We start from the raw sequence: 12,354 nt of genomic DNA, 5'->3' as shown, positions 1-12,354 counted from the left end.
GTCAGATCCGAAGCGCCCGCGGCGAGAGCAGGACGGCGCTCGTCCGCCCGCTCTCCGTACCGCCCTGGGAACGGCAGCCGCCCACCTGGCAGGCGGCCAGGCCCTCCGTCATCGCCGACGCGCTGAAGAGGGCCGTCAACCGGCCCTCGGGCAACTGGTACGTGATCGGCGCCTCGCGGGACGTCCCGGCGGGCCGCCCCAGGGGCCGTACCGTCGCGGGCGTCGAGCTGGTGGCGTGGCGCAACGCCGCCGGGGAGCTGGCGGTCGCGCCCGGGGCCTGCCCCCACCTGGGGGCGCCGCTGTGGGAGAGCGCGCTGTGCGGAGGACGCCTGGTGTGCCGCTGGCACGGTCTCGCCCTGGACGAGCGCGGCATGGGCGGCTGGCAGCCCTTCCCCGCATACGACGACGGCGTCCTGGCCTGGGTGCGCCTCGACCGCGCCGGCGGCGAGGAGCCCACGCCCGCGCCGGTGCTGCCCGCCCGGCCCCGGCCCGGCCGCACCCTCGACGCGGTGACCACGCAGGTGGGCCGGTGCGAACCGGAGGACGTCGTCGCCAACCGCCTCGACCCGTGGCACGGCTCCTGGTTCCACCCCTACGCCTTCACCCGCCTCACGGTGGTGGAGGAGCCCGACCCGCGGGACGGCGACCGCTTCGTCGTCGACGTCGCCTACCGGCTGCCCGCCCGGACCGGGGTCCCCGTCCGCGCCGCGTTCACGGCTCCGGAGCCGCGGACCGTCGTGATGCACATCCTCGACGGGGAGGGGGCGTCGTCCGTGGTGGAGACCCACGCGACGCCACTCACGCCGCCCGGGGACCCGCGGCCGCGGACGGCCGTCGTCGAGGCGGTGCTCGCCACCTCGGACCGGCGGGGCTTCACCGCCGCGCGCCGCATGGCGCCGCTGCTGCGGCCGCTGGTGCGGCGTGCCGCCGCGCGGCTGTGGCGCGACGACCTCGCCTACGCGGAACGGCGCTGCCGGCTGCGCGCCGAGGGCCGGTTCCCGGGATGACGGCGCCCGGGCGGGACGCGCGCCGGGTCCGGGCGGCGGGCCCGGCGCAGGAGGCCGACGTCGTGGTGGTGGGCGCCGGGGCCGCCGGACTGTCACTGGCCTGGCGCCTGGTCGCCCCCGCCCGGGAGGCGGCGGGCCGGGCAGGTCGCAGGGCCGCGGCACGGAGTGCGCCCGAGGTGCTGCTCGTCGAACCGCCTCCCGGGCCGGTGAGCAGCCCGGCGCGCACGTGGTGCTTCTGGGAGGAGGGCGCGGGCGAGTTCGACGAGCTGGTCACCGCCTCCTGGAGGCGTATGTCGGTGACGGGCGCCGACGGGGACACGACGGCCGGCACCTGCGCTGCGGCGTACAAGATGCTCCGCTCCTCGGACTACACGCGCCGGCTGGAGGCCCGTCTGGCCGCGTCGGGACGCGTACGGCGGGTGGCGGGGACGGTCCACGCGACCTATGACGTGCCGGGCGGCGCCGAGGCCGCCGCCGTGGACGCGGGCGGCAGGCCGTTCCGCGTACGCGGCAGGTGGGTCTTCGACTCCCGTCCGCCCCGCCGGCTGCCGCCCGCCCGCACCACGCTGCTGCAGCACTTCCGCGGCTGGTTCCTGCGGACCCCCAGCCCCCGTTTCGACGCCTCCACGGCCCGGTTGATGGACTTCCGCACCGGACAACCGCACCAGGGGCTCGCGTTCGTGTACGTGCTGCCGCTCGCGGCCGACGCGGCCCTCGTCGAGTACACGGTCTTCTCGCCCTCGCTGCTGCCGTCGGACGCCTACGACCGCGCCCTGCGCCGCTACGCCGAGGAGACCGGTCTCGGCCCGTACGCCGTGACCGGCACCGAGCAGGGCGTCATCCCCATGACGGACGGGCGCTTCCCCCGCCGCCCGGGCAGACGCGTGCTGCGCATCGGAGGCGCCGGCGGAGCCACACGGCCCGCGACGGGCTACACCTTCGCGGCGCTCCAGCGTCAGACCCGGCACGTCGCGGCGTCCCTGCGCGCGGGACGCTCACCGGTGCCGCCTGACCCGCACCGCATGCGCCACCGCGGCATGGACGCGGTGCTGCTGCGGGCTCTCGCGGCCGGACGCGTCGACGGGGCCGCGTTCTTCACCGGCCTCTTCCGCCGCAACTCCCTGGAGAGCGTGGTGCGTTTCCTCGACGGACGCTCGACCCTGGCCGAGGAGTGGGCGATCGGGCTCCGCACGCCTGCCGCGCCGATGGTGAGGACGCTGGCCGAACTCCCTTTCGTCCCGCGCCGCTCAGGCCCGCCCCTGCCCGTCATGCCCGCGGTGCCCGCCCCGCCGGGGTGCGGACCGGGCGCTCCGTCCGCCGGAAACGAGCACGCCGGGGCCGAGCACGCCCGGGCCTGCGAGACAGGGGAGGACCGGGAATGAGACGTGCGGCGGCGGGGCAGCGGCGGCCCGTCCACGTGCGCGACAGGCGCGCCGTCCTGTGGCCGGCCGCGCCGGGCGCCGCACGTGCGGGCCGGCCGGTGCCGCACGCGGCGGTCGTCGGCGGCGGCATCGCCGGCATCGCGGCGGCGACCGCACTGGCCGAACGGGGAGTACGCGTCGACCTGCTGGAGCGGCGCGCGTCGCTGGGCGGACGACTCGAAGGCTGGCCCGACCGGCTGTCCGACGGCACCTCCGTGACGATGAGCCGCGGGTTCCACGCCTTCTTCCGGCAGTACTACAACCTGCGCGCTCTGTTGCTCCGGGGCCACGGGGCCGCCGCGTTCGTCCCCCTCGACGACTACCTTCTGCAGCGGGCCGGAGGTGCCCGCGAGAGCTTCCGGCGGGTGCCGCGTACGCCCCCGTGGAACCTGCTGGGCTTCGTGGCGCGCAGCCCCGCCTTCTCGCTCTCCGCCATGGCGGGCCTGAGCCCCCGTGCGGCGCTCGCGCTCCTCGACGTACGGGTGCCGCACGTCTACCGGCGGCTCGACGGCGTCAGCGCCGCCGACTTCCTGGACAGGGTGCGCTTCCCGGAGGAGGCACGCGATCTCGCGTTCGAGGTCTTCTCCCGCAGCTTCTTCGCCGATCCGCGTGAACTCTCCGCCGCCGAACTGGTGCTGATGTTCCACATCTACTTCCTGGGGTCGGCCGAGGGCCTGCTCTTCGACGTCCCCGGCGAGCCGTTCCCAGCCGCCCTGTGGGAGCCCCTCGCCCGCCACCTCGAAGCCCTCGGCGTGACGGTCCGCACCCGACGGCGCGTGCACTCCGTATCGCCCGACGGCGAGGGCTTCACCGTGACGTCCTCCCCCGCCGGGGGCGGCCGCCGCGAGGAGGCGCACTACGACGCCGCCGTCCTCGCGCCCGACAGCGGCGGGCTGCGAAGCCTCGTGGACGCCTCGCCCGGCCTCGGACACCGCGACTGGCGTGCGGGCATCGCCCGGCTCCGCCAGGCCCCGCCCTTCCTCGTCTCCCGCTACTGGCTGGACCGCCCCGTCCACTCCAGGCGGCCCGGTTTCCTCGGTACGAGCGGCTACGGCCCCGTCGACAACGTCAGCGTCCTCGAGCGGTGGGAGGGCGAGGCGGCCCGCTGGGCGGCGCGCACCGGCGGCTCCGTCGTGGAGCTCCACGCCTACGCGGTGCCCGAAGGCTGCGACCGGGGCGCCGTCGAAGCGCGCATGGTGCGGGAGCTGCGGCGGATCTATCCCGAGACGGCGCGGGCCGCGGTCCTCGACGTACGCCACGAATGGCGCGCGGACTGCCCGCACTTCCCCGTCGGCGGATATCCGCACAGGCCCGGCGTGCGGACGAGCCATCCCCGGCTCGCCGTCGCCGGCGACGCGGTCCGCACCGAGCTGCCGGTCGCGCTGATGGAACGCGCCGCGACGACGGGGTTCCAGGCCGCCAACGCGCTGCTGGAGACGTGGGGAGTGCGGGGGCACGACCTCTGGTCCGTGCCCGTGGCGGGCCGTTCGGCGGCGCTGCGGCTCCTCGCCCGCCTGGCGTGACGCACCGGGCGAGGAACCGCCCCGCGTGCGGCTCAACCCGCGGGTGCGGCGGCCGGAAAGCTGCCGCACTGTGGACGGATGGCAGACGCAGAACGGCGCTGGTGCTTCGCGGACCAGCTCGGCCCGCACTTCCTCGACCGCGGGGACCAGCCGGTCCTCCTCATCGAGTCGCGGGCGGTGCTGCGCCGCCGCCGCTTCCACCGGCAGAAGGCGCACCTGCTGCTGTCGGCGCTGCGCCACCGGGCCGCCGAACTCGGCGAGCAGGCCGTCTTCCTGCGCACGGACACCTACCGTCAGGCCCTCGGCCGTGTGAAGGAGCCCCTGAGCGTGTGCGGGCCGACGTCCCGTGCGGCGGCCGCCTTCGTGCGCGGCCTCGACGGGGTGACGGTGCTGCCTTCCCGTGGATTCGCCACCTCCCGCGAGGAGTTCGAGGAGTGGGCCGGCGGGCGGGACTCGCTGCTGATGGAGTCCTTCTACCGCAGGGCCCGCGTGCTGACGGGCACCCTCGTCGACGGTGACGACGCGCCGGCCGGCGGCAAGTGGAACCTCGACAAGGAGAACCGCGAACCCCCGCCCCGTGACGGGCGGCTTCCGCTGCCCGGGCCCTACCGCCCGGAGGAGGACGAGATCGACGAGGAGGTCCGCGCCGACCTGGACGCGGCCGAAGCGGACGGGGAGGTCTCCTTCGTCGGCCGCGACGGCCCGCGGCGCTTCCCCGCCACCCGCGCCGAGGCCCTGGCGGCGCTGGCCCACTTCGTCGAGCACCGGCTCGCCGACTTCGGTCCGTACGAGGACGCCATGCTCTCGGGTGACCCCGCCATGAGCCACAGCCTGCTCTCGGCGGCGATGAACCTCGGGCTGCTGGACCCCGTCGAGTGCGCGGCCGCCGCGGAGACCGCGTGGCGCGAGGGCCGCGTCCCGCTGCGCAGCGCCGAGGGGTACGTCAGGCAGCTGATCGGCTGGCGCGACTACATGTGGCACACCTACTGGCACTTCGGGCGCGCCTACGCACGGAGCAACGCGCTGCGTGCCAGGCGCAGGCTGCCGCAGTGGTTCGCGGAACTGGACGCCGACAGCGTCCGGGCGCACTGCCTCTCCAGCGTGCTCCGCGACGTACGCGACCAGGGCTGGACGCACCACATCCCGCGGCTGATGGTCCTCGGCAACTACGCCTTGCAGCGCGGCTGGCACCCGGCGGCCGTCAGCGACTGGTTCCACCGCTGCTTCGTCGACGGCTACGAATGGGTCATGGCCACCAACGTCATCGGCATGTCCCAGTACGCGGACGGCGGCCGGATCACCACGAAGCCCTACGCGGCCGGCGGCGCCTACATCAACCGGATGAGCGACTTCTGCCAGGACTGCGTCTACCGTCCCAAGTCCCGCACCGGTGACGACGCGTGCCCGTACACGGCCGGATACTGGTGGTTCCTCGCCCGCAACGAGGAGCGGCTCGCGGACAACTGGCGGCTGGCGCCCCAGCTGCGGAACCTGGACCGCATCGACGACCTGGACGAGGTCGTGGCACGCGAACGCAACCGGAAGCGGCCCTGATCCGCCGCCGTCCGCGCACTCCGCCTTGCGCGCACACGCCGTCCGCGCCGCGCGCCCGCCCGGCGTGAGGGGCAGGCACGGCGGCGGTCCGGGTCAGCCGTCCCGGCGGTCCAGCCAGCCGGTGACGATGAGGTACTGGCCGAGGAGGTATCCGGCCATGATCAGCGTCTCCTGCGACGGCAGTTCATGGCCCGCGGCCTGCAGCCCGATCAGCAGGTCCGACCCGAGAAAAGCGCCGGCGCCCGCCCCGACCCGGCCCCCCACGCCTATCGCCGCGGCGCCCATCAGCGCGAGGGCGAGGCTGTAACCGGCCACGGGGACGCGCAGCCGCTTGTCCAGCGACGGCCCGAGCAGGGCGTTCGCCGCGGCCCATCCGGCGAGGCAGCCGACGGCCGGCCACGGCTTGCGGCGTATCCCGCGGAGCGCTCCGAGCCGGGCGTATCCGGCCGTGTAGCTGACCTGGGTGCCCAGGAAGGCCGCCATGCCGAGCAGGAACGCCGGTTCGTGCTCGTCGAAGAGGAGCGCGGTGTCGCCCGCCGTCGCGCAGGCGAGCCCGGCGAGCAGGGTCTTGGGCACCTCCGCGTCCTGCCCTGTGCGGCGGCGCAGCGCGTACGAGGCGAGCGCCGGCATCAGCAGCGGTTTCGCGGCGCGGCTCATCCCGCGCGGCCGCCCTCCCGCGACGGCAGCGAGGTCGGCGGCGGCCAGCGCGCCGAACGCGACGAGTGAGCTGCGGCCCCCGCCGTCGGGTCGGCCTGCCCGCGAGGCGGCGGCTCTGGCGGCGCCGAGGATTCTCTGCCGTGCGGGACGTCTGGTGATCGTCATGGCGGGAAGTCTCCAGCCCCCGCTCACAGCCGGTCAACAGGGCCCGCATCACCCGGACGGGCGGGCGGCGACGGGCGCCGTCGCCGCCCGTACCGCGCGTGGGAGAAGCCCGCCGGGATGCGAAGCCCCGGCGTCGGGAGCAGCCTGGAGGGCATGACACCTCCGATCGTCGTGCATCCACCGTCGGAAAAGGGCGGCAGGCGGGTGACGGCGCACGCCGAGCAACTCGGCGTGGCGTACCGCCTGGAGGACGTCGCCGAATTCCTGCGGCACGCGGGCCTGAGCGACGACGAGATCCAGCTCGACGACCCGAACCTGATCGAGTGGCGCGGCGGCGGCCCCGACTCCTGGCGGTGACGGCCCGAGGACGGTGGACGGGACGGCGGCGGCCGGTCCGGCACGTCCGTGATGAGAAACGGCGCAGCGACGAGTCCGCTCCCTCGGGACACGCGGAACGGATCCGGGACGGATTCAGACGCGATGCACAACGGAATCCGGGACGGCTTTCCCCGGACGGCTTCCTCGGACGGCTTCGAGACGGTACGGGCACGGCGGCCAAGGAGAGGTACATGCAGAAGATCACTACGCACCTGTGGTTCGACGACCAGGCGGAAGAGGCGGTGCGGCACTACACGTCCGTCTTCCCCGACTCGCGGGTACTCGACGTCCAGCGCTACGGGGAGGCCGGGCCCGGCGAGCCCGGCACGGTCATGACGATCTCCTTCGAGCTGGCGGGGCAGCGCTACATCGCGCTCAACGGCGGCCCGGAGTTCCACTTCAACGAGGCGGTCTCGCTCTACGTGGACTGCGCCGACCAGGACGAGGTCGACATGTACTGGGCGAAGCTCGGCGAGGGCGGCTCGGAGGGCCCGTGCGGATGGCTGAAGGACAGGTTCGGCCTCTCGTGGCAGGTCGTCCCCCGGGCGCTCCCCGACCTGCTGAGGGACCCGGACCCCGCGCGGTCGGCACGCGTCATGAAGGCGATGCTCGGGATGGGGAAGATCGACGTCAAGGGCCTTGAGGACGCCTACAACGGTGAGGCCGCGCCGGTGAGTTGACCTCCGGCGCCGGTCCCGCGCGCGGGGCCGGCGGCACAGGGCAGATGCGGAGCCCCCAGCCGGGGGACGAAGGCGCGGGACCGGGCCGGGCCCGGTCCCGCGCCTCTATGCTCGTGCAGCCCGCCCCCGGTGCGCCGGGGCCGCCCCGCTCCGCCCCGCTCCGCCCCGAGAGGACGAGACCGATGACCCCAGAGCAGTGGGCCACCGTCCGCCGCCTGGTCGACTGGCTGGACGCCGCGAACGGCCGCGGCGAGCAGGAGACGGCGGCGCGCCTGCTGAAGCTGGGCGAGGAGACGGGCGAGGTGATGCAGGCGTACATCGGCACGACCGGTCAGAACCCCCGCAAGGGCCGCACCCACGCTGCCTCGGACGTCGCGGACGAGCTGTGCGACGTCATCCTCACCGCCGCCGTCGCTCTGCACCGCTTCACGGACGACCCGGCGGCGGCGCTCGACCGGAAGATCCGCCAGGTAGCGCTCCGTTCGCTCCCCTCCGCCTCCGACGCCGTGGACTGAGGCGGGCGACGGCGGGCCGGCCGCGTCGCAGCCGTACGGCCCGCTCCGCCGTGCCGTTGACGTGCCCGTACCCCCTGCCTAGGTTCGCCGGGGCGGAAGCCTCGTTGCGAAGGAGCGCCGAATGGAAGTCAGCGGCCGTACCGGCACGGGCTCGGTGACCAGCAGGGCCCTCCGCGTGCTGGAGGTGTTCTCCGCGGCGGAACCGGTGCTCACCCTCACCGAGATCTCCCGCCTCTCCCAGCTGCCGCTCACCACGGCGCACCGGCTGGTGAACGAACTGGCCGAGTGGGGCGCCCTGGAGAGGTCCCCGGACGGCGGTTACCGGATCGGGCTGCGCCTGTGGGAGGTCGCGGCCCTCGCGCCGCGAGGTCTGGGCCTGCGGGAGACCGCGCTGCCGTACCTGTCGGACCTCGCCCGCGTCACGGGCGAGAACGTCCAGCTCGCTGTGCGCGAGGAACTCTCCGTCGTTTACGTGGAGCGGCTGGCGGGCCGCGGATCGGTGCCCGTGCTCACCCGCGTGGGCGGACGGTTCGCGCTGACCCCGACGGGCGTGGGGCGCGTGCTGCTGGCCCACGCTCCGGCGGAGGTCCAGGAGAGCGTCCTGGCCCAGCCCCCGGCCCGCTACACCGAGCGCACCGAGTGCGACGCGGGGCGGCTGCGCCAGGCCCTGGCGGAGGTGCGGAGGACCGGCGTCGCCGTCTGCGAGCGGCAGGTCACCATGGACAGCGTCTCGGTGGCCGCCCCCGTGCACGGGACGGGGGCCGAGGTCGTCGCGGCGGTGTCCGTCGTCGCGCACGTGGACGCCGTCGAGGCGCACACGCTGGTCCCGCTGGTGCAGGTGGCCGCCTCGGGCATCTCGCGCAGCCTCGGCGCGCCGTCACCGGCGCCGCCCGCCCGTTCCCGGCGCTGAGAGCACACGTCGGCACGTGGGGCGTCCGGCCGGTCGCCCCCGTCCCGCCGCAGGTCAGCGGCCCGCCGGGGCGCCGCCCGTCAGGGACCGGCGGGCGCGTCCCTCAGGCGCACCGACAGGCACGTCACGCAGCCCTCCAGTTTCTCGAACTCCCCGATGTCCACGACGACCGGTTCGTAACCCCGCTCCGCGAAGAGCTCCGTCGTCCTCGGCGCGCTCGCGGCCATCAGCAGCCGGTCCTCGCCGAGGAGCACGACGTGCGCCCCGGTCTCCTCCGGTACGGCTTCGAAGCGGGGGAAGACCTCGCGGAGTCCGGTCAGCGCCGGATGTCCGACGACGGTGCCGTCCGGCAGCGCCGTCACCGCGGACTTCAGGTGCAGCACCTCGGTGAGCGGTACGGGAACGACCCGCGCGCCCAGCGGTTCGAAGGCGGCGCGCAGTTGCCGTACGCCTTCCTCGTTGGTGCGCCCGCCCGTCCCGACGTACACGGTGCCGCCGGTCTTCAGCACGTCGCCGCCGTCGAGCGTGGCGGGGGCGTGCATCCGCCGGACGGTGTACCCCTGCGCGCGGACCGCCTCCTCCACGGCCTCCGCCTCCGCCCTGCGCTCCGGTGCGCCGGAGCGGCACAGAAGCGCGACGTCGCGGAGCACGACCACGGCGTCCTCGACGAACACGCTGTCGGGGCAGTCGTCCCGGGACGGCACGTGGAGGGTGTGCCAGCCGTGGTCCCGCAGCGCCGCCACGTACTCCTCCCACTGGCGCACGGCGCGCTCCACGTCGACCGGGACCCGCTCCACATGGGTGACGAGCCCCTCCGCGAGCCGCGGGCCTGGCGCGCGTACGAGGGCTTTCCGGGTGGCCATCTCGCTCTTCCTCCGGGAGACGTCGGTGCGGCGGTGCGGGCCGGCGGTCAGTTCCCGGACGGGGCGGGTACCGGCAGGGGGCTCTCCCAGTCCAGCTGCGCCGTCAGCAGGTCGTCGGCCTGGGACGGGGACGGGCCGGGGCCGGGCTTCTGGAAGCGCGCCCGGTAGTTGCGCACGGTCCTGCGGAGGCGGTTCGGCGCCTTGCGCGTCGTGAGCCGGGCGCTGCTGACGATGTTGCGCTCGACGCGCGGGCGGCGGAGCTGCTCGTACGTGTCCAGCGCGGCCTCCGTGGTGGGGGCGTCCCTCAGCGACTTCGCCAGGACCACCGCGTCCTCCAGCGCCATGGACGCGCCCTGGCCCGTGGCGGGCGAGGCGGCGTGCGCGGCGTCCCCGATCAGCAGCATCCGGGAGGTGCGCCACCGTGTGACCGTCGACAGGTCGCTGGCGTTGGTCACCATCAGGCGCTCCCCCGTCGCCGCGACGATCTCGGCCGCGGCCGTCGCGTCCGGGCGCAGCATCGGCAGGAGGTGGTCGCGCCACTGCGCGGGGGTGGTTCCGTCGATCTCGGCGCGGCTCAGCTCGTCGCCGGAGACGCGGGCGAACCAGTAGGTCTCTCCCTGGGGCGAGACGGCGTAGCCCATGGCGGCGGTGCTGCCGCGGAGCATGTCGATGCGTCCGGGCTCGCTGGGCGGTGCCGCGTCGGTGGTGTAGCCGTAGAACACGCGCTGGCCCGCGTAGCGGGGCGCCGGGGCGTCCGGGTCGGTGAGGGAGCGTACGGCGGAGCGGATGCCGTCGGCTCCCAGGAGCAGGTCCCCGCGGGCTGTGCTGCCGTCGGCGAAGACGGCGGTGACGCCCTCCTCGTCCTCCTCCGCGCTGACGAACCGCTTGCCGTGCTCGACGGCGATCCCCCTGCGCACGGCCTCCGCCCGCAGGGCCGCGGCGAGTTCGGCCCGGCGCAGGCAGCGGTAGCGCCGCAGCGGGTCCTCCGCCTCCCCCAGCGGGACCGTGGAGACGACCGTGCCCGTGTCGCCGGTGATGCGCATCGTCGTCAGGTCGAAGCCGACCCGGGAGACGGCCTCCGCGGCGTCGAACTGGGCGAGCGCCAGCATGCCGTTGCTCGCGAGAGTGAGGAAGGCGCCGATGTCCGCGCCCTCTTCCGGATGGGCCTCGTGGACGGAGACCGCGATGCCGGCCTTGTCCAGGGCAAGCGCGGCTGCGCTTCCGGCGATACCGCCACCGATGATCAGGATCCGCATCTTCCGAGCCCTCGTTCGCTGGTCGGTATCCCCGGGTCGTGCACCGTCAACGCGCCCTGCACGGCGGCGAGTTGACCGCTCTGCCGGTTCGGCGGCGGCCCTTGCCGGGTGCGGGCCCGAAGTCGTTCTGGTGAACCGTACCCGCTGCCCGCCGCGGCAGTCCGGGGGCCCGCCGTCACTGCTGTGCGTACGCTCCCGTCACGCTGCGTGGTGCGGCTCCCCGCGCCGGGGGTCACCACAACTTGCGTGCCACGCCGCCCAGCACGGGAAGGTCCGCGCCGCCCGCCGGGGGCTCTCCCGGCGAAGGGCGCCACTGCGGGACGGGGACGACGCCGGGCTCGACCAGTTCGAGCCCGGCGAAGAAGCGGGTGATCTCCTCCGGGGAGCGCAAGCGGTAGGGCAGCGCCCCGGACTCGCTGTAGCGGCGCATCGCGGCGCTGTACGCCTCGTCCGTGTCCGTGCCGTCCCGGATCGCGAGGCAGCTGCCCACGGGGAGGTCCTGCATCAGCCTGTGCACGATCGCGCGGGCCTCGGTGTAGCGCTCGACGTGGGCGAGGATCCCCATCAGCAGCACGCCGACGGGTTCGTCCAGGTCCAGCGTCGCGGACGCCTCGGCCAGGATGCGGTCCGGGTCGTGTGCGTCGGCGTGGAGGTAGGCGGCGGCGCCCTCCTCGGAGCACGTCAGCAGCCGGCCCGCGTGGGCCAGGACGAGGGGATCGTGGTCGACGTAGACGATGCGCGCCTCGGGCGCGAGCCGCTGCGCGACCTCGTGGGTGTTGCCGGCGGTGGGCAGCCCCGTCCCCACGTCGAGGAACTGCCGCAGGCCTTCCTCCACGACCAGGTGGCGCACCGCGCGGCCGACGAACCCCCGCGAGGCGCGGGCGACTTCCGTCATGGCGGGGAAGTCGGCGAGCACCTGCTCCCCGGCGCTGCGATCGGCTTCGAAATGGTCCTTGCCGCCGAGCCAGAAGTCGAAGATCCGGGCGGAGTGGGGCACGGTCGGGTCGATGGATGCGGCTTCGGAGGCTGCTTCGTTCTGGCCTGTCAACGCGGGGTCCGTCCGTGTGCGAGGGGGATCGGGGCGGGACGGCGCTGAGGCGTGTGCTCCCGGGTCCGGTGAACTGCCGCAGGGCGGGGTCCCGGGGTCAGGAGTGAGCCGGGAGGCGTGCGCGAGGTCGCACTCCCCTGCAGTGCGACCTCGCACGCCCCCCTCCCCGGCTCGACGGCGGAAGGCTCCCGTGCTCGTTTCCGCACGCCGGTGAAGAGCATCACGGAGCCACTATGTCCCTGTGGCCTTCAGGCCGCAAGCATCGTTCTGATAATTTCAACGGTAAGTCGCAAAGAAATCAGCTGTGTTGAGCACTGCCGGCTGAACGAGAGCGGCCTGCTGTTGTGCGTGCCGAACCCCCGGCCGTAACGATTCAC

The 12,354-nt window shown here is 74.6% G+C and carries 12 protein-coding genes; 8 read left to right on the top strand and 4 right to left on the bottom strand.

The window, feature by feature from the left end; genetic code table 11:
- The first annotated feature begins 5 nt into the window (after positions 1 to 5).
- From IEY56_RS05910 to IEY56_RS05895, 4 genes are all read left to right on the top strand, one after another.
- Positions 6 to 1,007 carry a Rieske (2Fe-2S) protein gene (locus IEY56_RS05910; RefSeq protein ID WP_189036236.1) on the top strand — a complete coding sequence of 334 codons (1,002 nt, stop codon included), beginning with the start codon at positions 6 to 8 and terminating at the stop codon, positions 1,005 to 1,007.
- The gene (locus IEY56_RS05905) at positions 1,004 to 2,389 is read left to right on the top strand and encodes a lycopene cyclase family protein (RefSeq protein ID WP_189036010.1); all 1,386 of its coding nucleotides are present in this window, start codon (positions 1,004 to 1,006) and stop codon (positions 2,387 to 2,389) included. The genes IEY56_RS05910 and IEY56_RS05905 overlap by 4 nt, the downstream gene beginning before the upstream one ends.
- Complete coding sequence (locus IEY56_RS05900) at positions 2,386 to 3,951, top strand: FAD-dependent oxidoreductase (RefSeq protein WP_189036009.1); 1,566 nt, start codon at positions 2,386 to 2,388, stop codon at positions 3,949 to 3,951. The genes IEY56_RS05905 and IEY56_RS05900 overlap by 4 nt, the downstream gene beginning before the upstream one ends.
- A 78-nt stretch (positions 3,952 to 4,029) precedes the next feature.
- Positions 4,030 to 5,505, top strand: a complete 1,476-nt coding sequence (locus IEY56_RS05895) for a cryptochrome/photolyase family protein (protein ID WP_189036008.1) — start codon at positions 4,030 to 4,032, stop codon at positions 5,503 to 5,505.
- 93 nt (positions 5,506 to 5,598) lie between these two features.
- Here the strand turns inward: IEY56_RS05895 and IEY56_RS05890 are convergent, their stop codons facing one another.
- A complete protein-coding gene (locus tag IEY56_RS05890; RefSeq protein ID WP_189036007.1) occupies positions 5,599 to 6,327 on the bottom strand; it encodes a lysoplasmalogenase in 729 nt (242 codons plus the stop codon).
- 153 nt (positions 6,328 to 6,480) lie between these two features.
- Between IEY56_RS05890 and IEY56_RS05885 the strand changes: the two genes are divergently transcribed.
- From IEY56_RS05885 to IEY56_RS05870, 4 genes are all read left to right on the top strand, one after another.
- Positions 6,481 to 6,684 (top strand): hypothetical protein, encoded by a 204-nt coding sequence (locus tag IEY56_RS05885; RefSeq protein WP_189036006.1) that lies wholly within the window; start codon positions 6,481 to 6,483, stop codon positions 6,682 to 6,684.
- Positions 6,685 to 6,896: 212 nt separating this feature from the next.
- Positions 6,897 to 7,385 carry a VOC family protein gene (locus IEY56_RS05880; RefSeq protein WP_189036005.1) on the top strand — a complete coding sequence of 163 codons (489 nt, stop codon included), beginning with the start codon at positions 6,897 to 6,899 and terminating at the stop codon, positions 7,383 to 7,385.
- Between the two features lie 182 nt (positions 7,386 to 7,567).
- Positions 7,568 to 7,900, top strand: a complete 333-nt coding sequence (locus tag IEY56_RS05875) for a MazG-like family protein (protein WP_189036004.1) — start codon at positions 7,568 to 7,570, stop codon at positions 7,898 to 7,900.
- 121 nt (positions 7,901 to 8,021) lie between these two features.
- A complete protein-coding gene (locus tag IEY56_RS05870; protein ID WP_189036003.1) occupies positions 8,022 to 8,810 on the top strand; it encodes an IclR family transcriptional regulator in 789 nt (262 codons plus the stop codon).
- Between the two features lie 80 nt (positions 8,811 to 8,890).
- Here the strand turns inward: IEY56_RS05870 and ddaH are convergent, their stop codons facing one another.
- The 3 genes from ddaH to IEY56_RS05855 all read right to left on the bottom strand — a co-directional run bounded on the left by ddaH (position 8,891) and on the right by IEY56_RS05855 (position 11,977).
- Entirely contained in the window at positions 8,891 to 9,673 is a 783-nt protein-coding gene (gene ddaH / locus IEY56_RS05865; RefSeq protein WP_189036002.1) for a dimethylargininase, read from the bottom strand.
- Between the two features lie 47 nt (positions 9,674 to 9,720).
- Entirely contained in the window at positions 9,721 to 10,929 is a 1,209-nt protein-coding gene (locus IEY56_RS05860; protein ID WP_189036001.1) for an FAD-dependent monooxygenase, read from the bottom strand.
- 232 nt (positions 10,930 to 11,161) lie between these two features.
- Positions 11,162 to 11,977 carry an SAM-dependent methyltransferase gene (locus IEY56_RS05855; protein ID WP_189036000.1) on the bottom strand — a complete coding sequence of 272 codons (816 nt, stop codon included), beginning with the start codon at positions 11,975 to 11,977 and terminating at the stop codon, positions 11,162 to 11,164.
- Positions 11,978 to 12,354 lie beyond the last annotated feature (377 nt).

Origin of the sequence: Streptomyces daqingensis (genome assembly GCF_014645895.1) — a bacterium.
Classification (GTDB): Bacteria; Actinomycetota; Actinomycetes; order Streptomycetales; family Streptomycetaceae; genus Streptomyces; species Streptomyces daqingensis.
The sequence above is the reverse complement of the archived record's forward strand: the minus strand, read 5'-3'. Positions and strand labels throughout refer to the sequence as shown.